Origin of the sequence: Thermosynechococcus sp. NK55a, from assembly GCF_000505665.1 — a bacterium.
Taxonomy (GTDB): Bacteria; Cyanobacteriota; Cyanobacteriia; order Thermosynechococcales; family Thermosynechococcaceae; genus Thermosynechococcus.
In genome coordinates, this window is sequence record NC_023033.1 from 451,436 (window position 1) to 477,561 (window position 26,126).

A 26,126-nucleotide genomic window follows, 5' to 3' on the forward strand; every position below is an offset into this window, starting at 1 on the left:
ACCTTGTTTCTCTCCAGACCGCCTCTCACTGGGATTCTGTTCCCCTTTGGGCGCCAATGGTATGAATTTTAATAAAATTCGTTCCTTGGGGGGTTTGGGCAGGAATGCCACCTAGAATCAAAATTTTATCGCCCTCGCTGACCACCTGGCGCTTTTTGAGCTGGTTTTCGGCCACGGCAATCATCCCTTCAAAGCTCATAGGGAGCGTTTCCAAAAGAATTGGCTTCACACCCCAGAGCAAATTCATCCAATGATAAACCCGCGGGCGATCGGTAAAGGCGACAATCATCGGTTTCACCCGTTCCCCAGCGGCAATGGTTGCGGTGTAACCCGTTTCTGTAAAACAGGCGATCGCCCGCAGATCGAGGATTTGGGTAATGGCGGTTAAGGCTTCACCCAGTGCATGGGTCTCATCATTGCGGTAGGCGGGCATATTGTCAAACGTAAGGTGCGCCTCCACGTCTACTGCAATTCGCCCTAGCATCTTCACCGCCTGCACAGGAAAGGCACCCACCGCAGATTCGCCCGACAACATCACTGCATCTGTACCATCGAGAATGGCATTGGCAACATCACTGACCTCTGCCCGTGTCGGTCGGGGATTGTGGATCATACTCTCCAACATTTGGGTCGCTGTGATCACAGGAATAGAGCGGTAGTTGCACTCGCGAATAATTTGCTTTTGCAGCAGCGGCACCTTTTCGACCCGCATCTCCACACCGAGATCGCCTCGGGCAACCATAATCGCATCGGCTACCCCCAAAATGGCTGCGAGATTTTCCACCGCTTGGGGTTTCTCAATTTTTGCCAGTACGGGCATATCACCGGCACCATGAGCCGCTAAGTACTGCCGCAACTCCCAGAGATCCTCAGCTCGGCGCACAAAACTCAAGGCGATAATATCAACCCCCTGGGCAATACCAAATTGAATATCCTGCTTATCTTTGTCTGTGAGGGAAGGCAACCGCAGATTGAGATCCGGTAGGTTCACCCCCTTCCGGCTTTTGAGGGTGCCCCCCTGCACCACCCGGCAAGTGACCCGATCTCCCTCAATGGCCTCGACCACTAATTCCAAAAGACCATCATCCAAAAGCACCTGCATTCCCGGCTGCGCCTCTTCGGCAAGGTAAGGATAATCAATGCCAATGCCCTGCGTCTTTTCCTTAGTCAGCGGCACGAGGTGGACTTGCTCCCCTTCCACTAATTCAATCTTCCCTTTAGGAAGCTGGCCGACACGAATCTTAGGACCTTGCAAATCTTGCAGTAGCGTCAGGGGGGTTGCTTCTTCATTGGCCACTTGTCGCAGCAGAGCAATAGTTTCGGCATGATCTTTGTAGTCACCGTGGGAGAAATTTAACCGTGCCACATTCATGCCACCGGCCAGCATCTGCTGAATCACTTTCCGCGATCGACTGGCAGGGCCAATGGTAGCGACAATTTTGGTGCGACGCAAAAGCATAGGAGCGGGGGGTAGCTTAATGCTCTCCTAAATCTTAGACATAGGTCAGGGAATTCAGTGGTGTCCTGGCTTGCATTCACTATTAACTTTTACGGCTACAGGGATGTGGCTATAATTTGCCTCGTGGAGATAACCGCTGGAGGCCGCGATGACACGCCCCCTTACCCCCGATAATCAAACACTGAATCGTGCTTGGACCTGGCAAGATGGCCTGATTATTTTGGCCTTGATTGCCCTGATCTTTTGGATTGTCAGCACAGCGGCTCAGTTTACAGGACGCTATGACCCCACAATCACCATTGAGCTGAGTCCGGCGGTCTTGCCAAGTTATACTGCTCAAACGCTGCTGCGGATGCTCATTGCCTACATTATTTCCTTGGTCTTTAGCATCCTCTATTCCTATATCGCCTACTATAACCGCACTGCTGAAAAAATCCTGCTACCCCTGCTGGATATTCTGCAATCGATTCCCGTGCTGTCATTTTTGCCGGGGGTGGTGCTGGCCCTCATTGCTCTCTTTCCGGGGAGCCGTATGGGCGTAGAACTGGCAGCTATTATCCTCATCTACACGGGGATGGCTTGGAACATGACGTTTAGCTTTTACCAGTCTTTGACTAGCGTGCCCCAGGAGCTGCGGGAGGTAGCAAAAATTTATCGCTTGGGGTGGTGGCAGCAGGTGTGGACGCTAGATTTACCGGCGGGCGCCATTGGCCTGATCTGGAATAGTGTGATGTCGGTGGCTGGCGGCTGGTTTTTCCTGATGGCGATCGAGTCCTTTACTATTGGCGAGAAAACCTTTACGTTGCCAGGGTTAGGCTCCTATCTGGCGGAAGCAGCCAACCAACAGGATTATGCCGCTTTGATCTACGGCTTGGCAGTTCTGATTGGAGTCATCATCATTGTTGATATTTTGGTGTGGCGCCCTCTGATTGCCTGGGGCGAAAAATTCAAGATCGAAATAGTCGAGGCGGAGAATGTTCCTAAATCCTTCGTTCTTGATTTTCTGCGGCGATCGCCAACGTTGCGAGCCTTCCACCAAAACCTCTTTGCCCCCCTCTGGGAACAACTAGATGAGCAGTTGCGCCCCAAACACCCCCGTCAATCCTTCACACCCCAGAATCGCCAAGGTAACTGGCCGATCACCCTCATCATTTTGCTGATTTTTGTTGTGTTCGTGGGTTGGGGGGCGATCGCCTTTCTGCAGCAAATGTTCAAGGTGAGTTGGCAACAATGGCAGCAAATTACTCTGGGGGCAGTACTGACAACCCTGAGGGTAATGACGTCACTCATTCTCTCGCTACTGTGGACGGTGCCTGTGGGGGTGGCGATCGGTCGCAATCCGCGTGCTGCTCAAATCTTGCAACCCATTGTTCAAATTGCAGCATCGGTGCCGGCCACGGCTTTGTTTCCAGTTCTGCTGTTGGTCCTGGCCAATGTAGGCGGGGGCTTGGAGATTGGGTCTGTGGCGCTGATGATGCTGGGCACGATGTGGTACATCCTCTTTAATGTGATTGCCGGTGCCCAAGCGATTCCCACAGAATTATTCGAAGCAGCGGTGGTCTATCAACTCCCTTGGTGGCAGCGGTGGCGCACGCTAATCTTACCCGGAATTTTTCCCTATTTGATTACGGGCATCATTACCGCTGTGGGGGGAGCTTGGAATTCCAGCATCGTCAGTGAATATGTGGAATTTCAAAATCAAACGGCGCAAACCCTTGGCTTGGGGGCCACCATTTCCGAGGCTAGCGTTCGGGGAGATTTTCCGCTACTGATGGCAGCAACGGCGGTGATGTCGTTATTGGTGGTTTTGACCAACCGCCTGGTTTGGCGCCCCCTCTACCGCTTGGCGGAAACAAAATATCAACTGTTGTAATCAACTGCTGGGGGGGCAGATGATGCGTGTCATTGGCCTGATGAGCGGAACCTCTGTCGATGGCATTGACGCGGTGTTAGTGGAGCTACAGGGGGGCGATCGCGACCTTCAGGTAACGGTGCTAAATTTTTGTACGGTGCCCTATCCAGACGCCCTGCGGCAACGTATTCTTGAGGTTTGTGGTGCGAAATCCTTGACCCTGGCTGAGTTGGCGGCGTTGGATGAGGCGATCGCCGCGGCCTTCGCCCATGCGGCGCAAACGGTTCAACAGGGCTATCCACGGGCAGAGCTTATTGGCTCCCACGGTCAAACGGTCTTTCATCGCCCCCCCGCGGGCGATCGCCTAGGCTACAGCCTGCAACTGGGACGGGGGGATTGGATTGCTTGGAGTACAGGCATGACCACCATTGCCAACTTTCGCGCCCAGGATATTGCCTTGGGTGGTCAGGGGGCGCCCCTTGTGCCGCGGGTGGATTGGTGTCTGCTGGGTCATCCCACGGAAGTCCGTTGTGTGCAAAACATCGGTGGGATCGGCAATGTCACCTACTTGCCCTCTCAGCTTGAGGATCCTGAGGGGAAAGGGGTCATGGGCTGGGATACCGGTCCCGGCAATATGCTGCTTGATCTGGCCGTAACGGAGTTATCGGGCGGTGAATTGACCTATGATGCTGATGGCACATGGGCACGGCAGGGCAAAATTATCGAGCCCCTGGTGGAGCAGTGGCTGCAGGATCCCTTTTTTCAGCAGTCGCCTCCGAAGTCCACTGGCCGCGAATACTTTGGTCTGCCCTTTTGGCAACGGTGCCGCGCCGATGCCACGGGTTTGGCACCTGCGGATATTCTAGCGACGCTAACGGAATTTACAGCTCGCAGTATGGTTGAAAGCTATGGCCAATTTTTGCCCCAAAAACCACAGCGGATCTTGCTCTGTGGCGGCGGTGCCCACAATGGATTCCTCAGGGAGCGCCTTCAAGTACATTTAGGAGAAATTCCCCTGGAAACCACGGCGACGGCTGGCCTACCGGTGGATGCAAAGGAGGCGATCGCCTTCGCCATTTTGGCCTACTGGCATGAGTTGGGCCTGCCGGGCAATTTGCCCCAGGTCACGGGGGCGCGCCAAGCAGTTCCCTTGGGTCAACGTTGGCTGGGACAGCGATGAAACCGACATTTCCAGCGATTGTCACCACTGCGGAAATGCAGGCAATTGAGGGGGCAATGTTCGATGCCGGCTTCCCCATTCCTGCCCTAATGGAAAAGGTGGGGCAGCGATTGAGTCACTATCTGCGGGAGCATTTTCCAACCTCCCAGTATCCCTGCGTGGCGGTCTTGGCAGGGCCTGGTCACAATGGCGGTGATGCCCTGGTGGTGGCGCGGGAACTCTGGCACCGCGGCTATCGGGTCAAACTCTGGCAGCCCTTTGAGCGGCTCAAGCCCCTGACGGCGGATCATGCCCGCTATGCTCGCTTTCTGGGTCTGCCCTTTGTGGAGAGAGTGGAGGCGTTGCAGGAAGTTGACCTGGTTGTGGATGGTCTCTTTGGTTTTGGCCTAGAGCGGGAACTGACAGGTGAACTGGCCTATGCCATTGATCAGATCAACACTTGGGGGCAACCGCGGGTGAGCATTGATGTCCCCTCGGGGCTACACAGTGATACGGGGGTAGTGTTGGGCACCGCAATTCAGGCCGATCGCACCCTCTGTTTAGGACTCTGGAAGCGGGGGCTACTGGTGGAGGAGGCACAACCTTGGGTGGGACAGGGTGTCTTAATCCCCTTTGATATTCCCTCAGTAGTGATTGAAACAGCCTTGGCTACTGCGCCTCGGCGATATTGCCTGGATGCTTCCTGTTGGCAAGCATTGCCCCTGTCGCGATCGCCTATTACCCACAAGTATCAGCAGGGTCAGCTTTTACTCATTGGCGGCTCTGCCCACTTTGGTGGCAGTATTCTCCTCAGTGCCCTAGCCGCCCGCTGTACGGGTGTGGGAATGCTCGTGGTGGCCGTGCCCCAATCCCTGAAGTCCCTTGTGCTATCACGAGTCCCCGATGCCATTGTTGTCGGCTGTCCCGAAACAGCTAGGGGGGCGATCGCCCGCTTGTCCGAGAGCCTAGAGTTAGGGAAATTTTCCGCCATTGCCTGTGGGCCGGGGCTAACCCCTGAGGCAGGCTCAGTGGTGGAAACAGTGCTCAGGGCAGGGAAATCCCTCCTCCTGGATGCAGATGCTCTGAACATCTTAGCGACCCTCTCCCCATGGCCGCTGCCCAGGGGCACAATCTTGACCCCCCATTATGGTGAATTTCGACGGCTCTTTCCTGACCTTGTCAGCGCCGGGGGCGATCGCCTTGATCAAGTGATTGCAGCCGCTAGTCGTAGCAACGCCATTGTGCTTCTCAAGGGGGCACGGACGGCCATTGCCTCTTCGAGCGGTGACCTCTGGATCAACCCCCACAGTACTCCTGCCCTTGCCCGGGGCGGCAGTGGCGATGTGCTCACTGGACTCATTGGCGGCCTTTTGGCACAGCAGGAGGCGCTTAGAGCAACCTATGGGGGTGTTTGGTGGCATGCCCAAGCAGCCCTTGCAGCGGAACAACAGGCGACCTCCCTAGGGGTTTATCCCGAACAGTTGATTGCTCACCTGTTGCCGACACTGCGCCGCGCCCTAGCTGCCAGGGTTGAGCTTTTTAGCCAAGAGTTGATTTGCTAGCTTCGGATCGGCACGCCCGCCACTTTTTTTCATCAGTTGGCCAACAAAGAAGCCTTGAAGTTTGGTCTTGCCAGCGCGGTATTGCTCCAGTTCATTGGGATGTGCTGCCAGTACCTCATCAATCATTGCCTCTAGGGTGGCAACATCAGAAATTTGGCTGAGGCCTTTGCGCTCCACAAGGGCTTTTGGAGAACCCCCTTGGGAAAGTAATTCGGGCAAGATCTCCTTGGCAATTTTGCCACTAATGGTGCCCGCCTCAATGAGTTGGATCAACTCCGCCAATGCCGCCGGTTGCAGGGGTAGTGCCTCGATCGCCAGTTTTTGTTCCTTGAGATAGGCGGTAATATCCCCCATGATCCAGTTGGCCGCTAATTTTGGGGGTGCCCCTGCGACAACGGTCGCCTCAAAGTATTCAGCAACGGCTCGCTCATCGGTGAGAACGCGGGCATCCTGCGGCGGTAATCCCCACTCAGATTCATAGCGGTGGCGTTTTTGGGCAGGGAGTTCGGGCAGCTCAGCGCGCCATGCCGCCAGTTGCTCAGCACTGACCTCAATAGGTCCGAGATCGGGTTCAGGAAAGTAGCGATAGTCACTGGAGCCTTCCTTGACCCGCATGGTTCGCGTTTCTTGCGTGGCCTCATCCCAGAGCCGGGTTTCTTGAACGATGGGTTCCCCCGCTTTGAGGGCAGCCACTTGTCGCTCAATTTCATAGTCAATGGCGCGTTGGATGGCACTAAAGGAGTTCATGTTTTTAATCTCCACCTTTGTGCCAAAGGTCTTGCTGCCCACTGGCCGCACGGAGATATTGACATCACAGCGCAGCGAGCCCTCCTGCATATTGCCATCACAAACCCCCAAGTAACGAAGAATGCGCCGCAGTTCTTGGGCATATTCTGCCGCCTCTTGACCGGTGCGCAGATCTGGCTCGGAGACAATCTCCACAAGGGGCACCCCTGCTCGATTCAAGTCCACTAGGGAGTAAGTGGAGCCAGACAGGCGATCGCTCCCCGCATGCACCAACTTGCCGGCATCTTCCTCCATGTGCAGGCGAGTAATGCCAATTTTTTTACGGCGGGCCGTCCCCTTGTCGTCCACCAGTTCAATCTCCAGATAGCCATGCTGGGCAATGGGCAGATCGTACTGCGAGATTTGATAGTTCTTCGGCAAGTCGGGATAAAAATACTGCTTGCGATCGAACTTGCTGTAGGGGGCAATCTGACAATTGAGGGCTAAACCTGCCTTTACGGCATACTCGAGAACCTTTTCATTCAACACAGGGAGCGTCCCCGGCAAACCCAAACACACTGGATCAATGTTGGTATTTGGGGGTGCTCCAAACTGGGTCGAGCTAGAGGAGAAAATTTTTGTTTGGGTACTTAGTTGGCAGTGAATCTCTAGGCCAATCACCGCCTCGTAGGTGAGACTAGCGGCATCTACAGGGGTGGGTTCAGGGGCAGCGGTTGCTGCCTGCTGCATCGGGGTTGATTGAGTGGCTTGCGACGCTTTTGATGCTTGCCGTTGATTTGATTTTGCCTTTGCCATCAGAAACTCCACAGGGGTACCGTCACTATAAAGCAGCTTAGTCAGGAATTGCAGATCAAGAGTTAAGAGTTAGGGGCGATGATTGCGTTCCTCCATGGGCACATAGGGCCGATTGTGGGCACCCGTATAGACTTGGGTGGGGCGATAGATACGGTTGGCCTCCAGTTGTTCCTTCCAGTGGGCTAGCCAACCGGCGACGCGGGCGATCGCAAACACCGGCGTAAACAAATCACTGGGAATTCCCAACCGCCGATAGACAAGACCAGAGTAAAAGTCTACATTGGGATAAATTCCCTTGTAGCTGAGGTATTCGCCCACCACTTCCTCCAGTTTCAGGGCAATGTCGTAGTAGCGATCGCCGCCGAACTTATCAAACAACTGCTCCGCCAACTTTTGCAAAATCGTGGCGCGGGGATCTTTGACCTTATACACACGGTGGCCAAACCCAGCAATTTTGATCTTATTTTGGATACACTTTTCCACATAGGGACGAACATTCTCGACACTGCCGATTTCTTCGAGCATATTGATCACATCTTCATTGGCGCCCCCGTGGAGTGGCCCTGCCAGCGTACCCACCGCTGAAGCAACCACGGCGTAAGGGTCTGTCAACGTCGAGGCCGTCACCCGCGCCGAGAAGGTAGAGGCATTCATCGTGTGCTCCGCGTGGAGAATCAAGCAAATATCAAATACCCGCGCTGCAAAGGGATCCGGCCGCCGCTCATTCAGCATATAGAGAAAATTGGCCGCATAGTCCAGTTCATCACAGGGCATGACTGGATCATTTCCCTTGCGGATCAGTTGAAAGGCCGCCACCATCGTTGGAATTTTTGCCAGAAGGCGAATCACCGCTGCCCGAATGTACTCTGGATCGTCGAGTGCCCGCCGTGAATAGAACAATCCCAAGGCTCCCGCCGAGGCCTGCAGCGCATCCATGGGGTGGCCACTTTCGGGAAAGCATTTCATCATGTCGCGAATGCGATATTTAACGCGGCGGTGGTAGGTAATATCGTGCTCAAAGGCCGCCAACTCCTCCTTGTTCGGCCAGTAGCCCCAAATCAAGAGAAAGGCGGTTTCCAAAAACGTGCTTTTCTCCGCTAGTTCCTGAATCGGGACACCGCGATACTCAAGAATGCCTGCTTGGCCATCCACATAGCTAATGGCCGATTGAGCAACGGGAATACCGTCAAGACCGGGGCTAAATTCGCAAGCAACCATGCGTGGGTGTCCTTAAAAGGGGCAAACTAAGTTGGAATTGCAGTATTTATCAATTTTACGGGAGAGAGGAAAGATGTTGGTATGTTAAGCGGCTTTCCCACTTCCTTCAAGTTTTGCAACGTGTTGGTGAGCTAGGGAAAGAGCCTCGCTACGATCGCGATCGGACATCAAAACACCTTTGCCCCAGGAGTTGACGCGATGAAACTTGCCTACTGGATGTATGCAGGGCCTGCCCACATTGGTACTCTGCGGATTGCCAGTTCCTTCAAAAATGTTCACAGCATTATGCACGCGCCCCTTGGGGATGACTACTTCAACGTCATGCGATCAATGCTCGAACGAGAGCGCGACTTTACACCTGTCACCGCCAGTATTGTGGACCGCCATGTCTTAGCACGCGGCTCCCAAGAAAAAGTCGTGGACAATATCACCCGCAAAGACACTGAAGAGCACCCTGATTTAATTGTGCTCACCCCCACTTGTACCTCCAGCATTCTGCAAGAAGACTTGCAAAACTTTGTCCAGCGCGCCAGCCTCAGCACGACTGCCGATGTTCTCTTAGCAGATGTCAATCACTATCGCGTCAACGAATTGCAGGCCGCCGATCGCACCCTTGAGCAAATCGTTCAGTTTTATATTGACAAAGCCCGCCGCCAAAGCACCTTAGTGACAAGCAAAACCCCCACCCCTAGCGTCAACATCATCGGCATCACCACCCTCGGCTTCCACAACCAGCACGATTGCCGCGAACTAAAGCAACTGATGGCCGAGCTTGGCATTCAGGTGAATTTGGTGATTCCTGCGGCGGCCAGCGTCCAGGATCTGGCGCGACTCCCCCAAGCGTGGTTTAACCTTGTCCCCTATCGGGAAATTGGTGGCCTCACCGCCCAATACCTAGAAAGGGAATTTGGCCAGCCGAGCGTCCGCATTACGCCAATGGGTGTGGTAGAAACCGCCCGTTGTATCCGTGCCATTCAAAGGGTGCTCAATGCTCAGGGGGCAAATGTGAACTATGAAGCCTTTATCCAGCAGCAAACACAGGAGGTGTCCCAAGCCGCTTGGTTCTCCCGCTCCATTGATTGCCAAAACCTCACTGGTAAAAAGGCGGTTGTTTTTGGGGACAATACCCATGCAGCAGCGATGACAAAAATTCTCAGTCGGGAAATGGGTATCCACGTTGTTTGGGCAGGCACCTACTGTAAATACGACGCCGATTGGTTCCGGGCAGAGGTGGCGGGCTTTTGTGACGAGGTACTGATTACCGATGACCACACAGTGGTTGGGGACGCGATCGCCCGCGTTGAACCTGCTGCTATCTTTGGCACGCAAATGGAACGCCATGTGGGCAAACGCCTCAACATTCCCTGTGGTGTCATTGCTGCCCCCATCCACATCCAAGACTTTCCCGTGGGCTATCGGCCCTTCTTGGGCTACGAGGGCACCAATCAACTGGTAGACTTAATCTACAACTCCTTCACTTTGGGCATGGAAGACCACCTGCTAGAGATTTTTGGTGGCCATGATACCAAGGAAGTGATCCACAAAGGACTCTCCGCCGACTCGGATTTGACATGGACAGCGGATGGGCTAGCGGAATTGAACAAGATTCCGGGCTTTGTGCGCGGCAAGGTAAAGCGCAACACTGAAAAATTTGCTCGCGAACGGGGGATTAGCGAGATTACTGTGGACGTCCTCTATGCCGCCAAAGAAGCCGTGGGGGCTTAAGTCCATCCTCAACCCTGTATGAACCTGACCGTTGCAGCGTATAACAGTTGGCATCTAACCACCAATTGTTATCACCAATTGCTATGGTATTGCTCAAACGCATCATTGCCCTTGCTTTACTGGCAGCAGGGGTGGGCTTTGCGCCGAGTGCCCTTGCCCAGCGGGTACCGCGTTTACGCCAAGGCATGAGTTATGCCGATGTCCGTCAACGTCTCATTGAGCGTGGTTGGCAACCCGTGGTCAATCCAGCAATGGCGAATCCAACAATGACAACACCAACTGTGGCCTATCTGCTCAGTCAGGGCTATAGCGAACTGATGGCCTGCCAACGGGTGGGGGTGGATATCTGCACCTTTCAGTTTCGCAATCGCAAAGGGTATCTTTTGGAAATTGCCACCGTGAATTTGCCCATTGTTCCCGGTGGTACGGTTACCAGTTGGGCCTTGCGGAAGAATTCCCCCTAGGCAATTCTTGCGTATAATGGGGAGCCGTAGCCTTTTTCAGGAACCGCAGTATGGTGTCTTCTCCCATAAAATCTGAAGCCCCTGTTCGTCACGATGTCAAAGACTTGAGCCTTGCCCCTTTAGGGCAGCAACGGATTGAATGGGCCAGTCGGGAAATGCCAGTACTGCGCCAAATTCGCGATCGCTTTGAGAAAGAAAAGCCCTTTGCAGGTATTCGCTTGGCCGCCTGCTGCCATGTGACCACAGAAACCGCTAATCTGGCGATCGCCCTCAAGGCCGGAGGAGCCGATGCAGTGCTCATTGCCAGTAATCCCCTCTCCACCCAAGACGATGTGGCCGCTAGCTTGGTAGTGAACTACGGCATCCCGGTCTTTGCCCAGAAAGGGGAAGACACCGCCACCTACAGGCGCCACGTCAACATTGCCCTTGATCACCGCCCCAACATCATCATTGATGACGGCTGTGATGTGGTTGCCACCCTCGTCAAGGAGCGCCAGCACCAGCTCAGCGAGATTATTGGCACCACCGAAGAAACCACCACCGGGATTGTCCGCCTCAAGGCCATGTTCCGCGATGGCGTCCTGACTTTCCCTGCCATTAACGTCAACGATGCTGACACCAAACACTTCTTTGATAACCGCTACGGCACGGGTCAATCCACCCTAGATGGCATTATTCGGGCAACAAACATTCTCCTTGCCGGCAAAACCGTTGTCGTAGCTGGCTATGGCTGGTGCGGTAAAGGGACAGCTCTGCGGGCACGGGGCATGGGTGCCAATGTGATTGTCACCGAAATCGATCCCGTGCGCGCCATTGAAGCGGTTATGGATGGCTTCCGCGTCATGCCCATGCTCGAAGCTGCACCCCTGGGGGATATTTTCATCACCGTGACGGGGAATAAACATGTCATTCGGGCAGAGCACTTTGCCGTCATGAAAGATGGAGCAATGGTTGCTAATTCCGGTCACTTTGACATCGAAATTGACCTCGCCACCCTGAAAACGCTTGCCAAGGAAGTCCGTGTCGTCCGCAACTTCACCGAGGAATACATTCTCCCTAGTGGCAAATCCATCATTGTTTTGGGTGAAGGCCGCCTGATTAACCTTGCGGCTGCCGAAGGCCACCCCGCCAGTGTCATGGATATGAGCTTTGCCAACCAAGCCCTTGGCTGTGAATATCTCGTTAAAAACAAAGGTCACCTGGCTGCCGGCATCCACCCCATTCCCGCAGTAGTGGATCAGGAAATTGCCCGTTTAAAACTCCAAGCCATGGGCATTGCCATTGACACCCTCACCCCTGAACAGGTGGAGTACATGAACTCTTGGACCTCTGGCACTTAGACACACCGGCCGATCCGTAATAATCCGTAATAAAGCATTTTCTGCTGCATCCTCGCTGAATCTATAAGGATGCAGCTTTTTATTTTTTCTTGAATGATTGTCAATTTATGATCAGCAATAGCCTGTTTCTAAAAACGGGCTACCTCAACCAATTCAACCAATCTAGTCTTGTCATACATTGATTTTGACTGTTTTAGTTTTTGAGCAGATTTAGCCCCCGCCCTGAATTTAGCGCTAGATACACCCTGAGTATCTTGATGATACGAAAAATGCATATTGAAAAAACAAGTGTAGCAATATTTACAAATATTCACGATTGATGTGGCTAAAGTTAGCTTTCAAAGAACCTATTAAAGACAAGGGCAACAATCGTGAGCAACAAAATCGAAGCCATTAAAAAAGAAAAAGATGGCTTGGCGGTTAAACAGGAGTTAGAAAAGTTTGCAGCCATCGGTTGGGAAAACATTCCTGAAGCCGATCGCGATGTCCGTCTCAAGTGGTTAGGGATTTTCTTTCGTCCCGTCACCCCTGGCAAGTTCATGATGCGGCTGCGGGTGCCCAACGGTATTCTCACCAGTCAGCAACTGCGAACCCTCGGCGAAATTGTGGATCGCTACGGCGAGAACGGCAGCGGTGACATTACCACCCGCCAAAATATTCAGATTCGCGGCCTACCCATTGAGGATATCCCGCAAGTCCTCGAGCAACTCCGCGCCTGTGGCCTCACCTCAGTTCAGTCGGGGATGGACAATGTGCGCAATCTAACTGGCTCCCCCGTGGCGGGCATTGATGCGGCCGAACTCATTGACACCCGCCCCCTACTGATGAAGTTGCAGGCCATGATTACCAACAATGGTCAGGGAAACCCTGAATTTAGCAACTTGCCGCGCAAATTTAACATTGCCATTGAGGGCGGTCGGGATAACTCCGTCCACGCCGAGATTAACGACATTGCCTTTGTACCTGCCTATCGGCAAGGGCGTTTGGGCTTCAACGTCTTGGTGGGGGGTCTCCTCTCTGCCCGCCGGTGCACGGCTGCTGTACCCCTGGATGCATGGGTGCCTCCCGATGAGGCTGTGGTGTACCTCTGCCGTGCCATCCTGGAAATTTTTCGTGACCATGGCCTGCGGGGAAATCGCCAAAAGGCGCGGCTCAGATGGCTCATTGACGAGTGGGGCATGGAAAAATTCCGGGCCGCCGTTGCCGCCAAGCTTCCCTTTGCACTTCTAAGTGCCGCCCCCAAGGATGAAATCGCCTGGGACAAGCAGGATCATTTGGGGGTCCATCGCCAAAAGCAGCGGCGCTTAAACTATGTGGGATTGCACGTTCCCGTGGGGCGGCTCTATGCCCCTGACTTCTGCGAACTAGCCCGGATTGCCCAAGTGTATGGTCAGTCAGAAGTGCGCCTCACGGTGGAGCAAAACGTGATCATTCCCCATGTGACTGATGCCGTTTTGCCGAGCTTGCTGCGGGAACCCCTCCTTGGCAAGTTTCGGCCGGAACCCCCCTCCCTAGAGCGAGCCCTTGTTTCCTGTACTGGCGCACAATTCTGCAACTTCGCCCTCATTGAAACCAAAAATCGTGCCCTTGCCCTTGCCCGCTGGTTAGATCAACAACTGGTACTTGCCCAACCAGTGCGTATTCATTGGACCGGCTGTCCCAACTCCTGTGGTCAACCCCAAGTGGCCGACATTGGCCTCATGGGCACGAAAACCCGCCGCAATGGCGAAACTGTGGATGCCGTGGATTTGTACATGGGCGGCAAGGTTGGTAAGGATGCCAAGCTGGGCACCTGTATCAAAAAAGGGATTCCTTGTGATGAACTGCCTGAAGTACTGCGGCAACTGCTAATTGAGCAATTTGGGGCAAAACCAAGGGGGTTGGAAGTGCCTCCCGTACCCACCCTGGCGGTGGCCATGATGGTTTCCTAACACTGTCTGCATTCTCCGCTATTGACTGCATTGACTCTATTGATTCCCTAAGAACTGAAGGAGTTGTAAATCGATGGCAAATTTTTCGCGGCGTCGCTTTCTGATAACCACTGCCGCCACAGCAGCTGCAACATTAATTTCCCACGCCTGTAGCAACAGCCAGCAAAGTGGTGACGTTGCCCAACCCACCACCGTAGCAGAAACCCCAGAGGTGACGGGTGCAAAACTTGGCTTTATTGCCCTCACGGACGCGGCTCCTCTAATTATTGCCAAGGAAAAGGGCTTTTTTGCCAAGTACGGGATGCCCGATGTGGAGGTAATTAAGCAGGCCTCCTGGGGCGTGACCCGCGACAACTTGGTCTTGGGTTCTGGCGGGGGTGGCATTGACGGTGCCCATATCCTCACACCGATGCCCTACCTGATGACGGCTGGAACCATTACCGGTGGCAAAAAAGTACCCATGTACATTCTGGCACGGTTAAACACCAATGGTCAGGGGATTCTCTTGGCCAATACTTACAAAGGGCTCGATGTTAGCACCGATAGCAGTCCCCTCAAAGAAGCCTTTGCTAAAGCCCGAGCTGAACGCCGCACCCGCAACCAAGAGGAGAACATCAAAGTTGCGGTAACCTTTCCGGGGGGCACTCACGACCTGTGGATGCGCTACTGGTTGGCTGCCGGTGGCATTGATCCTGAAAAAGACGTGTCTGTAATTGTGGTCCCCCCACCGCAAATGGTAGCCAATCTCAAAACAGGGACGATGGAGGCCTTTTGTGTCGGTGAGCCGTGGCCCTTGCAAACCGTCAATCAGAAGGTGGGTTGGGGGGCCGTTACCACCGGGGAGTTGTGGAAAGACCACCCTGAAAAATCCTTGGCATTGCGCGCGGATTGGGTCGATAAACATCCAAAGGCTACCAAAGCCCTGCTCATGGCGGTTATGGAAGCCCAGCGGTGGTGTGATCAGGATGCAAACAAACCGGAAATGGCACAAATTCTCTCGAAGCGGGAGTGGTTTAAGGTGCCCGTGGAAGACATTTTGGATCGCTCCCTCGGCAAGTTTGATTTTGGCAATGGTCGCACCCTAGAGGATAAGAACCTGATGCAAAAATACTGGCGGGACAATGCTTCCTATCCCTACCAAAGTCATGAGTTGTGGTTCTTGACGGAGGATATACGCTGGGGCTATTTACCGGCGCAGACGGATACCAAAGCCCTAATTCAGCAGGTGAACCGGGAGGACCTATGGCGGGAGGCCGCTAAGGCCATCGGGGTACCGGCAGCGGAAATTCCGACCACCACTTCCCGCGGAGTAGAAACCTTTTTTGATGGGGTCGCCTTTGACCCCCAAAATCCCCAAGCCTATTTGAGTAGTTTGAGTCTGAAGAAAGTTTAGATCTACAGCAGCAGGGTAGACGACAATGGCAATTCGTTCTCTAGGTTTAGGTCAATCTGGGCAACGGCGCTGGGTTAAAAAACTGCAACGATCGCCAGTATTACGCAAGGTAGTGCTGGGCAGTTTGGGGGTGCTGTGTTTTCTAGTCATTTGGCAGTTTGTCTGTATGACGGGGCTACTGCGCTTACCCAGCCCCCTCAACGTCATTGCCGAAACTTGGGAGCTCATTGTTGATCCCTTCTACAAAGGTAGCGGCACGGATGTAGGGTTGGGGTGGCAAATTCTCTCGAGTCTGCGGCGAGTGGCGATTGGCTTTTCCTTGGCGGCAATCACGGGTGTGGGTCTGGGAATGTTGATTGGCTCTAGCCGGGTGCTCTACGATGCTGTGGATCCCATTTTGCAGGTGTTGCGTCCGGTGCCGCCCCTGGCGTGGTTGCCCATCTCCTTGGCGGCTTTACGGGACAATGAACCGGCAGCAATTTTTGTGATTTTCATTACCGCCATTTGGCCAATTATTATCAACACAATTGTCGGTGTGCAGCAAGTTCCCAAGGATTACAAAAATGTAGCGCGGGTCTTGCGGCTGTCTCGCAAGGAATATTTCCTAAATATTCTGGTGCCCGCAACGGTGCCCTATGTGTTTACGGGGCTGCGGATTGGCATCGGGCTATCCTGGTTGGCCATTGTGGCAGCGGAGATGCTCATTGGCGGTGTCGGTATTGGCTTCTTTATTTGGGATGCCTGGAACAGTTCTCTGGTTAGTGAAATTATCGTTGCTGTGATTTATGTCGGCATTGTCGGCTTGGTGCTGGATCGCTCAGTGGCCTTTGTGGGCCGCCTGCTTAGCCACGGTGAAGAGCCGCATTCCTAGCCTCCTCATCTAACTCATCCTCTCCCCTTTTCTCCTACTGTCAAGCATTAGGTTTTTAGCCCTATGGCCAAGTCTTTACCGTTTCTTGAAATTGACCATGTGGATCAGGTCTTTGAACTGCCCGGGGGCGATCGCTACATTGCCCTTAAAAATATCCAACTGGAGGTCCAAAAAGGGGAATTTATCTCCTTGGTGGGGCACTCTGGTTGTGGCAAATCGACACTTCTAAACATTATTGCTGGGTTTCAGCGGGCCACCAGTGGTGGTGTGGTGATGGCCGGGCGGCAGGTGACGGAACCCGGTCCAGATCGCATGGTGGTGTTTCAAAACTATTCCCTGCTGCCTTGGAAAACCGTGTACCAAAATGTGGCCCTGGCAGTGGCGGCGGTGCTGGGGCATTTGAGCAAGGCAGAGCAACGACAGCGGGTAGAGGCGGCCCTAGAACAGGTGCACCTTAGTAAAGCTCGCGAGAAATTCCCCGCCCAACTGTCGGGGGGGATGAAGCAACGGGTGGCGATCGCCCGCGCCTTGGCGATTCAACCGGAGGTACTGCTGCTAGACGAGCCCTTTGGTGCCCTCGATGCTTTGACTCGAGGCTCCTTGCAGGATGAGTTAATGCAGGTGTGCCAAAGCAGCGAAACCACTTGCATTATGGTGACCCATGATGTGGATGAGGCATTGCTCCTCTCAGATCGGGTGGTGCTGCTCACCAATGGCCCTGAAGCCCACATCGGCCAAATTCTGAAAATTCCTTTTGCCCGCCCCCGCAATCGCCATGATGTTTTGAATCATCCCAGCTATTATGGCCTGCGCAATGAGATGATTGCCTTTCTCAATCAGCAGAAACGCCGCCGTTCTTCCTTGGCGGTACCGGCCATTGGGCCAACTACCCCTGGAGAACTGACCCTTGGCTTTATTCCCCTCATGGACAGCGCCCCCCTCATTGTTGCCAAGGAAATGGGCTTTTTTGCCAAGTACAACCTTGACCATGTGACGCTGCACCGTGAAGAAAGCTGGCAAGACTTGGTGATGGGGGTGATCACGGGTCGCTTGACGGGGGGGCAAATGTTGGCGGCAATGCCCTTAGCCATGACCTTGGGGCTAAACGGTCAGCCTTCACAACCGCTGATGACCTCTTTAGTCCTGAGTCGCAATGGCAATGCCATCACCTTTAGTCGCAAGCTCTGGGCACAGGGAGTAAAAACCGCTGAGGACTTGCGAGCCTACATTCAGCGCACCGGCGATCGCCCCTGTTTCGGGGTTGTCCATGCCGCCTCAATGCACAACCTCCTGCTGCGGTACTGGCTTGCCGCCGCAGGCATTGACCCTGACCAAGACGTGGAATTGCTGGTACTGCCCCCGCCGCAAATGGTTTATCACCTCAAGGCCGGTCACATCAGTGGCTTTTGTGTTGGTCAGCCCTGGAACTCCCATGCAGTGCGCGAGGGGATTGGGGTGATTGTTGCTACGGATTTGGATATTTGGCCGGGGCACCCGGAAAAAGTTTTGGGTCTGCGTCCCGACTGGGTGCAGGCCAACCCACAGCAACACCAAGCACTGATCAAAGCATTGATAGAGGCCTGTGAATATTGCGATACAATCAAGCGTCGCCCTGAAATTGCCCAACTGCTTTGTCGGCCAGAGTATGTGGGCTGTACAGCGGCGGATGCCTATGCGGGTTTTGTTCAGCCCCTGGAGCGGGGGGAGGGCATAGCTACTGCCTTTCAACCCCGGTTTCACCAGTTCTATGTAGATCGCTCCCCCTTTCCTGGGCGCTTGGAAGCCCTGTGGATCATCACCCAGTTAGCTCGCTGGCAACTCACTCCCTTCCCGAAGAACTGGCTGGAAATCGTCGAACAGGTCTGGCGGGTGGATCTCTTTGGGGCGGCAGCGCGAGCGCTAAGGATGCTAGATAATGAACCGGATTGTTGCCCCTTTGCCCTCTTTGATGGTCTGTTTTTTGATCCCAATGACCCTCTCAGCTACATTGAAGCGACGACCCTCCGCCGTGCCCTCAATATTCAGACGATTGACCTCCAAGCGGTTGTTGCCGTTTAAGTTTTGTTGTCCTTGACGCCGAGAACCTATGGAAACTCTCTATCGCCTTGATCCAAAGCTGACTGCTACCCAACACCTGCGCATTGAAGGGGTGAGCAAGTCTTACCCTAGTGCCAATGGTACCCATGTGGTGCTGGAGGATATTCACCTTGAGGTGCGCAGTGGTGAGTTTGTCTGTTTTATTGGCCATTCTGGCTGTGGCAAAACCACCCTCTTGAACATAGTTGCTGGTTTTACAACCCCCACCCAGGGAGAAGTGAGCCTCAATGGGGTGCCTGTGGGCCGTCCGGGGCCGGATCGCATGATGGTGTTTCAAAATTATGCGCTGCTGCCTTGGTTGACAGCCTACGAAAACGTTGAACTGGCGGTGAAGTCGGTCTATCCCCAGAAGACGCGCCAACACCGTCGCCAAATTGTCGAGGAATATTTGGAACTGGTGGGTCTGACGCCGGCGGCCCACAAACGCCCCGCTCAACTGTCGGGGGGGATGAAGCAACGGGTGGCGATTGCCCGTGCCTTGGCGATTCAACCGGAGGTACTGCTGCTAGACGAGCCCTTTGGTGCCCTCGATGCCATCACGAAGGAAGAGTTGCAGGATGAACTCCTAAAAATTTGGCGCAGCCACCGGCTGACGGTACTCATGATTACCCACGACATTGATGAGGCACTCTACCTTGCGGATCGGGTGGTGATGATGACCAATGGCCCTGCTGCCCACATCGGTGAGATTGTCGAGGTTCCCTTTCCACGCCCCCGCCGGCGATCGCGGCTTCTTGAAAACCCGCAGTACTACGATCTGCGTAACCAGGTGCTTGACTTTCTGTATACTCGCTTTGGGCAATAAGTAAAGTATGCTTACCCCAGTGTCCTCGCTATGTCCTTACTGTGGTGTAGGCTGTGGCCTAGAGGCTGTGCCCCAAGGCAAGGGAGCCTACAAAATTCGTGGCGATCGCCAGCATCCCTCGTCCCAGGGCATGGTCTGTGTGAAGGGGGCAACTATTATGGAAGCCCTTGATCGCGATCGCTTGGCCTATCCCCTCTGGCGGGAGCGACTCGATCACCCCTTTACGGTGATTTCTTGGGATGAAGCCCTGACTCGCCTTGTGAAACGCCTCCAGGGGGTGCGCTGTGAACAGGGAGCCGATGCGATTTGTATGTACGGTTCGGGGCAATTTCAAACCGAGGACTACTACGTGGCACAAAAACTCCTGAAGGGGTGCCTCGGCACCAACAACTTCGATGCTAACTCCCGACTGTGTATGTCCTCGGCGGTCTCAGCCTACACAGCCAGCTTCGGCGCAGATGGTCCCCCCTGCTGCTACGACGATTTGGAGGCCACCGACTGTGCCTTTCTCATTGGCACCAATACCGCTGAGTGCCACCCCATCGTCTTTAACCGCCTGCGCAATCACCACAAGCGAGATGCGGGCGTCAAGCTGATTGTGGTCGACCCACGGCGGACCCCCACAGCGGAAGTCGCGGATCTCCACCTGGCCATCCGCCCAGGCACAGATATTGATTTGCTCCACGGCATTGGTCATCTGCTGCTGGAATGGGGACACGTAGATGCCCAGTTCATTGAAGAGTGTACCGAAGGTTTTGCCGACTATGTGAAGCTCCTGGCGGCCTACCCGCCGCACTGGGTGGCAGAACGCTGTGGCATTGCTCAAGGCGATCTAGAGCAGGCGGCTCGCTATTGGGGTCACGCCCAAGCGGTGCTTTCCCTTTGGTCAATGGGCATTAACCAATCCGCTGAAGGAACAGCTAAAGCTCGCTGTCTGATTAACCTGCACCTGCTGACGGGGCAAATGGGTCGCCCGGGGAGCGGACCCTTTTCACTGACAGGGCAACCCAACGCCATGGGGGGACGCGAAGCCGGCGGTTTGAGCCATTTGTTGCCCGGCTATCGCCAAGTCACCAATCCCCAGCATCGCCAAGAGGTGGAGGATTTTTGGGGACTACCGCGGGGGCAACTTAGCGATCGCCCTGGTCGCACCGCATGGCAAATTGTGGAAGGCTTAGAACGAGGAGAGGTTGGCTTATTGTGGATTGCTGCCACGAATCCTGCGGTCAGTTTTCCCCATTTAGAGCGCGCCAAGGCAGCCTTTCTCAAATCTCCCTTTACTGTCTATCAGGATGCCTACTTTCCCACTGAAACGGCGGCCTATGCGCATCTGATTTTGCCTGCAGCTCAATGGAGCGAGAAAACGGGTGTCATGACCAACTCCGAACGTCGCGTTACCCTTTCCCCCGCCTTTCGCTCGCCCCCCGCTCTTGCTCGACCCGACTGGGAAATTTTTGCTGAGGTGGGTCGCCGCTTGGGGTACGAACGTCTCTTTCCCTTTGCCACTGCCGCTGACGTCTATGCTGAATTTGTCCAACTTACTGCCGGTCGTCCCTGCGATCAATCGGGTCTGAGCCACGAGCGCCTCGCCCGTTTAGGGCCCTTGCAGTGGCCCTGTCCTGTGGGGATGAGCGATGAAGAAGCTCGCAAACCCAAGCGCCTCTATACAGACCGGCGATTTCACACCGCCAATCAACGGGCAGTCTTTTGCCTTGCCCACAGTCAAGGCGTAGCTGAACCCACCGACAAAGTCTATAGATTTACCCTGACCACTGGTCGTCTTTATGGCCACTGGCACACCCAAACCCGCACCGGTCGCATCCCCAAAATTCAAAAAATGCACCCCAATCCCTTTGTGGAAATGCACCCCGAAGATGCCGCCACCTTAGACCTCAAGGAGGGGGATTGGGTAGAAGTGCGATCGCGCCGCGGTCAAGTATGCCTACCCGTAACCATAACCGAAGCCATTCGTCCGGGGACGCTTTTTGTGCCCATGCACTGGGGCTTTCTCTTTGCCAAGAGTGGTGAGGTCAACCAACTTACTCACCCAATTGCCTGTCCAGTCTCACAGCAGCCAGAACTCAAAGCCTGTGCCGTGCAGGTGTTGCCCGTAAAATTGCAGCAGAGCCCCCATATCTCCCTGGTGCAGGAAAATGGAATTGCCCTTGAGCAGTCGTAGAATCTAATTCTTTGTGGAGAGCTGTGGTTATCGATGTCTTACTTCTTTGATTTTGAAGCTGAATTTGCATCTTCATTGCGCTGTATACCCATGATTGTCCGCTACAAACTGGATATGTGTGGGGTTAAGCTCAAGTTGCTCCACTGGTTGCAACTCTCCCACAAGCAGCGACAATGGCTAGTGGTGACCCCCTGCGATACCCCTGAAGATCAGGCAAACTATCGCCAGCAACTGCGAGATTGGGTGACCAAAAATCATGGCAGTCCCCCCAGTGACTTAGAAATTTCTCAGCCCTACCCTTGGAATATCACCACTAAACTGCCAGAGGTAATTCAACAACAACTGACGAAGGTACCCCACCATGGCCTGACGGTAGAAAAATGGGCGGCCTTGACGCCTCTGCAACGCTTTGCTCTCCTTAAACTCAGCCAGCCGGGTCATGAAAATCGCAATTTTTGGCCAGCGTTACAGGAATTTGGTCTGGTCTGAGGTCTTGGCAAAGTTGCAGTCAGACTGTTTCAGGAAACTATCGGAGCACAGGAGTAAGTCAGGACCCAAGGATGACGCTGATGAGTTGGAGTTCAAGCATCGTCAATTGGCGGATCCCTAGAATTTTTCCAAGGTAGTTTGCAACCGATGCAACTGTTGAGCTACAGCACCACTGCAGAGCAATTCACTGCTTAGCGCTATTCCCTCATCCAGACTATTGGCTTTGCCCCCCTGCCACAGGTAAAAGCCACTATTCCAGAGGACAGAGGTGGTCAGGGGCTGCTCCTCTGGCTCTAAAACAGCAGCCATCATCTGGGCAGCGGTTGTTGTGTTCTTTGGCCATGGGACATTCCTGCCGGCCATCCTGTAGTCTTGGGGATGTAGATGCAAGCGCTGCCAAGGGTTATCGCCCTTACGAGCAAGGCCAATAATTGCGGTCCGTTCACGGGGCAAATCACAACTGCCTTCAAGGCCTTTGACGGTGGTAAATTCCTGAATGCCGTGGAGGTGGAGGGCATCGCGCATGATTGTTTCAGTTGGTGGATGGACAAACCCTGCCACGAGGTGGCTTTGACCTTGGTAGGGATTCCAGATTAATTCCAGTGTGGCAATCGGGGGGCGTTTACCAATTTGCTCACGGTAGGGGACTAGTCCTTGGGCAGCAGGAAAGTGTCGCGGCAGGTAGACAAAGCCTAAGTTGGTTTGCGCTAGGCAATGGGCAACTTGCCCTAGGGTAAGTGTCGACCAGTCCACCCCTAGGCATTGCCATAGCGTCAGCAGGGGAGTTCCCTCCTTCGTGGGCATGCGATCGCCCCCATGTTGGAGTACTGGTATTCCAGCGGCGGCCAGAACCAGTGCTGTCAAGGGGCTGAGCGGAAAGGTGCGATCGCGACCATCATAGGGCTGACTCAGGATCATGACAGGGCTACTGGTCTCAACGGCAGGAATCTTGGGACCCAGCTTGTTGTATGTGTCGAGCATTCCCGCCATCTCTTCTGGGGTGGGTCGCTTAATCCGATGGGCAATGAGAAACGCCCCAATTTGGGCAGGGGTTGCCACTTGCTCCAGCATCAGTTGCAAAGCTAAGGCTGCCTCAGTGCGGGTTAGGTCTTTATGGGTATGGGCGCCACTGCCAACTTTTTTTAGCAAATCACGAAAGACAAGACTCATGGGCAGCCTGCTCGCGGATCAATTTGAGCAATTGGGCAACAGGGGGTAAGGTCAGGCGATCGCGGGTGGTAATGGCCAACACTTGCCGCGGCGGTGGGGGTGCCGCCAAATCACGAATCACTAGGGTGGGATCCTCGAGAGCTTCCTGGAGAGCTGAGCGCGGTAGCAAAGCCACCATTTCACTTTCGCGAATCACTGCAATAAAAGCCTCAGGAGTGTTGAGTTCTAGGGCAGGTTGCCAAGACAGGCCTCGACGGCTAAATTCTTCGTTCACTAAGCGGCGCATGCCATAGCCGTCTTTGAACACTACATGGGGAAAAGTGGCCAATAGTTGCCATGGCAAGGTTTCGTTAACCGCGAGGGGGTGTTCAGCAGCCATTAGCACTTGCACTGGCTCACTGTAGAGGAGTTCAACTACCCACTCAGACTGTTTTAAAAGGTGGCGATCGCCCATGACAATGGCTAAATCCACTAGTCCGTCTTGGAGAACCTTGAGGGCGCGATCGCTCCCCAGGGCTGTTACTCGCAACTGCATTTTGGGAAACGCTTGGCAAAACGCTGGTAACAGTCCGGGCAAAAAGTAGCGGCAAATGGAGTGAATAGCAGCAATGCAGAGTTCCTGCTGCTGGCCATTTTGCATGGCTTTGAGTTCAGCATTGGCTGCCCGCCACTCTTGGCAAATGCGCTGAGCGCGGTGCAAAAAGAGATCTCCTGCCACTGTCAATTTGACTGGGTTCGAGCGGTGCAAGAGTTGCATCCCAAAACATTGTTCTAAGGCCTGAATTTGCCGACTAATTGTTGGCTGTGTCACTCCACACCGTCGCGCTGCCGCCTGAAAGCTTCCTGTTTCAGCAATAGCCAAAAAGGATTGCAACTGATCCAGTCGCAACATTCCCTCTGTGCCTCAATGGTTTAACCGCTCCCAATGCTATGCGATTCCTACATAGCAAAGGGTATTCAGTGATACAGCTTTGGAAAATTCTCGATTCTGTGTGGCACATCAACCTTCGGACGGGATAAGGATAACCTGAGATTTCCTCACTGTTTATGTTTATTTATGTTTATTTGCTGCTGCCATGGGAATGACTTTTCCCGTTAAAGAGGATTTAAAGAGCACTGGAATGGCAATGGTTACGACAAGATACCCAAACCGCTGGCTCATCTAAATAGTATTCCTTTTTCCAAATGGGCAGGCGGTGTTTGATTTCATCAATGATGTAGGCCGCACCAGCAAAGGCTTGTTTGCGATGAGGTGCCGTTACCCCTACCCAGACAGCAATCTCGCCAAGAGTAAGTCTTCCATAGCGATGGCAGGCGATCGCCCCCAGCAAGTCAAATTTCTCAATGGCTTCTGCTAGAACTTGGTCCCCTTCCTTGAGGGCCAAGGCGGGATAGACCTCATATTCTAGGGCAGTGACGATCTTGCCGTGATTGTGATTGCGTACCCAGCCCTCAAAGCTAACAAAGGCACCGGCCCTCAAGCTGGCAAGGGGCTGCCACAGCTGGGCTGGCTCTAGGGGTGTATTAGTTAGAGAAAACTGCTGAATCACCATCGGTTAGTTAACCCCCAGCAACGGGGGGAATAAAGACGACCTCATCTCCAGCTCGTAGGGGTTGATCCAGTGCCACAAACGTATCATTAGCCGCAACCTTAATCTGAGCCAGATCAAGGGTAAACCCGTACTGGGTCTTTAGTTCTTGGTATAGCTCACCATAGGTTTGGGCAGTGGTCACTCGCTCCTCCTGTTCCCGTGCGCTTTGCTCCCGCAGCTGGGCAAAGTAGCGCAAGTAAATTGTTCTAGGTGTTTTAGGGGCGTCGGACATGGTGTAGAGCTTCAAGATACTCTTCGGGGGTGTTGATGTTGGCAGTAATCGTCGGCTGAGGTGGGGTGATGCACTGGCAGGGCGATCGCTGGAGAATTTTCACAGGGCAGTAGATCTCCTCTGCATAGGCAGCTTCAAACACTGGCAGAGCTTGGGGGGTATAAATCGCACACAGTGGCTCTGGGAAGCCCTCTTGGGGATGGTGATAGCAAGTGGCCACCACATCTTCGCGGTAGTGGTGCAGTAGGGGAGCAAGGGTTTCCGCGGTCAAATAGGGTAAGTCACAGGCCACCACGAACCAGTTCACTTCGGGATAGGCGCGCAAGGCAGTTAAGAGACCGGCAATTGGCCCAATCTGGGGAAGGGTGTCTGGGAGAGTGGGCAGATCAGCAAGGGGCGTTCCCTGCCATTGATTGGTTCGGGCTGAAAGAAAAACCTGTTCACAGTATTGTGCCAACAAGTTGTAGAGGTATTGGGCATGGGGTTGGCCGTAATAGTCAAGAAGAGCTTTATCCTGTCCCATGCGCTGACTTTGGCCGCCGGTGAGCACAAGACCAAAGAGGGGATATTGACCTAGGGTTTTCTTGCCACCACTTTTGGCCAGAAGGCGCACCTCCCGAATCCCAATTTGGGGACTGAGGGCTTTGCACATGTCATAAATTGTTAGGGCTGCAATCGTCACTCCATGCAGACTTTCCATTTCCACCCCGGTGCGATCGCGGGTTTTGACTTCACAGCGCAGGCGAATCCGAAGGCCACTCTCCAGGGAGTCAATGTGGGTTTCAAAACGACAGCTGGTAATGGGTAGCGGGTGGCAAAAGGGAATGGCTGCGGCGGTACGTTTCACCGCCATTGTGCCGGCAATAATTGCCGTTTGCAGCACCGGCCCTTTTTTCAGGAAGAGCTCCTCCCCTTCCCTATAGGCCTGAAAGACAGGCGGCAATTCAACGAGGGCTTCTGCCACCGCCCGGCGATCGCTTACCGATTTCTCGCTAATATCCACCATCTGAGGTTGCTGGTTCTCATTGATGTGGGAGAGCATTCTC

General features: G+C 54.1%; 21 protein-coding genes. 13 read left to right on the forward strand and 8 right to left on the reverse strand.

Features of this window, described 5'->3' with window-relative positions; all coding sequences use genetic code 11:
* Window positions 1-25: 25 nt before the first annotated feature.
* Window positions 26-1,459, reverse strand: coding sequence for a pyruvate kinase (pyk, locus tag NK55_RS02210; protein WP_024124208.1), 1,434 nt, complete (start codon window positions 1,457-1,459; stop codon window positions 26-28).
* 148 nt (window positions 1,460-1,607) lie between these two features.
* On the opposite strand from pyk, the gene NK55_RS02215 reads away from it, so the two are divergent.
* The 3 genes from NK55_RS02215 to NK55_RS02225 are packed head-to-tail and all read left to right on the forward strand — an operon-like array spanning window position 1,608 to window position 6,032.
* Complete coding sequence (locus NK55_RS02215) at window positions 1,608-3,332, forward strand: ABC transporter permease subunit (protein ID WP_024124209.1); 1,725 nt, start codon at window positions 1,608-1,610, stop codon at window positions 3,330-3,332.
* Between the two features lie 19 nt (window positions 3,333-3,351).
* The gene (locus NK55_RS02220; RefSeq protein WP_041428972.1) at window positions 3,352-4,491 is read left to right on the forward strand and encodes an anhydro-N-acetylmuramic acid kinase; all 1,140 of its coding nucleotides are present in this window, start codon (window positions 3,352-3,354) and stop codon (window positions 4,489-4,491) included.
* Entirely contained in the window at window positions 4,488-6,032 is a 1,545-nt protein-coding gene (locus NK55_RS02225) for a bifunctional ADP-dependent NAD(P)H-hydrate dehydratase/NAD(P)H-hydrate epimerase (RefSeq protein ID WP_024124211.1), read from the forward strand. The genes NK55_RS02220 and NK55_RS02225 overlap by 4 nt, the downstream gene beginning before the upstream one ends.
* Here NK55_RS02225 and gatB read toward each other — a convergent pair.
* Window positions 5,988-7,508, reverse strand: coding sequence for an Asp-tRNA(Asn)/Glu-tRNA(Gln) amidotransferase subunit GatB (gene gatB, locus NK55_RS02230; RefSeq protein WP_041429431.1), 1,521 nt, complete (start codon window positions 7,506-7,508; stop codon window positions 5,988-5,990). The genes NK55_RS02225 and gatB overlap by 45 nt on opposite strands.
* A gap of 135 nt (window positions 7,509-7,643) precedes the next feature.
* On the reverse strand, window positions 7,644-8,792 hold the full coding sequence (locus NK55_RS02235) for a citrate synthase (protein ID WP_024124213.1): 1,149 nt from the start codon (window positions 8,790-8,792) through the stop codon (window positions 7,644-7,646).
* Between the two features lie 198 nt (window positions 8,793-8,990).
* On the opposite strand from NK55_RS02235, the gene bchB reads away from it, so the two are divergent.
* The 10 genes from bchB (at window position 8,991) to NK55_RS02285 (ending at window position 22,086) form a co-directional block, all read left to right on the forward strand.
* A complete protein-coding gene (gene bchB, locus NK55_RS02240; protein WP_024124214.1) occupies window positions 8,991-10,517 on the forward strand; it encodes a ferredoxin:protochlorophyllide reductase (ATP-dependent) subunit B in 1,527 nt (508 codons plus the stop codon).
* Between the two features lie 83 nt (window positions 10,518-10,600).
* Entirely contained in the window at window positions 10,601-10,981 is a 381-nt protein-coding gene (locus NK55_RS02245) for a hypothetical protein (RefSeq protein ID WP_024124215.1), read from the forward strand.
* A 50-nt stretch (window positions 10,982-11,031) separates the two neighbouring features.
* Entirely contained in the window at window positions 11,032-12,321 is a 1,290-nt protein-coding gene (ahcY, locus tag NK55_RS02250; RefSeq protein ID WP_024124216.1) for an adenosylhomocysteinase, read from the forward strand.
* 371 nt (window positions 12,322-12,692) lie between these two features.
* A complete protein-coding gene (locus tag NK55_RS02255; protein ID WP_024124217.1) occupies window positions 12,693-14,252 on the forward strand; it encodes a ferredoxin--nitrite reductase in 1,560 nt (519 codons plus the stop codon).
* A gap of 73 nt (window positions 14,253-14,325) precedes the next feature.
* Window positions 14,326-15,645 (forward strand): CmpA/NrtA family ABC transporter substrate-binding protein, encoded by a 1,320-nt coding sequence (locus NK55_RS02260; protein ID WP_024124218.1) that lies wholly within the window; start codon window positions 14,326-14,328, stop codon window positions 15,643-15,645.
* Window positions 15,646-15,670: 25 nt separating this feature from the next.
* Window positions 15,671-16,516: a nitrate ABC transporter permease gene (gene ntrB, locus NK55_RS02265; RefSeq protein ID WP_024124219.1), complete on the forward strand. Its 846-nt coding sequence runs from the start codon at window positions 15,671-15,673 to the stop codon at window positions 16,514-16,516.
* A gap of 63 nt (window positions 16,517-16,579) precedes the next feature.
* Window positions 16,580-18,574 carry a nitrate ABC transporter ATP-binding protein gene (locus NK55_RS02270; protein ID WP_024124220.1) on the forward strand — a complete coding sequence of 665 codons (1,995 nt, stop codon included), beginning with the start codon at window positions 16,580-16,582 and terminating at the stop codon, window positions 18,572-18,574.
* A 28-nt stretch (window positions 18,575-18,602) separates the two neighbouring features.
* Window positions 18,603-19,418, forward strand: coding sequence for an ABC transporter ATP-binding protein (locus NK55_RS02275; RefSeq protein WP_024124221.1), 816 nt, complete (start codon window positions 18,603-18,605; stop codon window positions 19,416-19,418).
* A gap of 7 nt (window positions 19,419-19,425) precedes the next feature.
* Complete coding sequence (locus tag NK55_RS02280) at window positions 19,426-21,597, forward strand: molybdopterin oxidoreductase family protein (protein ID WP_024124222.1); 2,172 nt, start codon at window positions 19,426-19,428, stop codon at window positions 21,595-21,597.
* 33 nt (window positions 21,598-21,630) lie between these two features.
* Window positions 21,631-22,086 (forward strand): nitrate reductase associated protein, encoded by a 456-nt coding sequence (locus NK55_RS02285; RefSeq protein WP_024124223.1) that lies wholly within the window; start codon window positions 21,631-21,633, stop codon window positions 22,084-22,086.
* 117 nt (window positions 22,087-22,203) lie between these two features.
* Here the strand turns inward: NK55_RS02285 and NK55_RS02290 are convergent, their stop codons facing one another.
* From NK55_RS02290 to moaC, 5 genes are all read right to left on the reverse strand, one after another.
* The gene (locus NK55_RS02290) at window positions 22,204-23,256 is read right to left on the reverse strand and encodes an anthranilate phosphoribosyltransferase family protein (protein WP_024124224.1); all 1,053 of its coding nucleotides are present in this window, start codon (window positions 23,254-23,256) and stop codon (window positions 22,204-22,206) included.
* On the reverse strand, window positions 23,237-24,145 hold the full coding sequence (locus tag NK55_RS02295; RefSeq protein ID WP_041429436.1) for a LysR family transcriptional regulator: 909 nt from the start codon (window positions 24,143-24,145) through the stop codon (window positions 23,237-23,239). The genes NK55_RS02290 and NK55_RS02295 overlap by 20 nt, the downstream gene beginning before the upstream one ends.
* A 217-nt stretch (window positions 24,146-24,362) precedes the next feature.
* Window positions 24,363-24,809, reverse strand: a complete 447-nt coding sequence (locus NK55_RS02300) for a molybdenum cofactor biosynthesis protein MoaE (RefSeq protein WP_024124226.1) — start codon at window positions 24,807-24,809, stop codon at window positions 24,363-24,365.
* Window positions 24,810-24,816: 7 nt separating this feature from the next.
* Window positions 24,817-25,080: a molybdopterin converting factor subunit 1 gene (gene moaD, locus NK55_RS02305; protein WP_041428977.1), complete on the reverse strand. Its 264-nt coding sequence runs from the start codon at window positions 25,078-25,080 to the stop codon at window positions 24,817-24,819.
* The gene (gene moaC, locus NK55_RS02310) at window positions 25,064-26,122 is read right to left on the reverse strand and encodes a cyclic pyranopterin monophosphate synthase MoaC (RefSeq protein ID WP_024124228.1); all 1,059 of its coding nucleotides are present in this window, start codon (window positions 26,120-26,122) and stop codon (window positions 25,064-25,066) included. Before moaC ends, moaD begins: the two co-directional genes overlap by 17 nt.
* Window positions 26,123-26,126 lie beyond the last annotated feature (4 nt).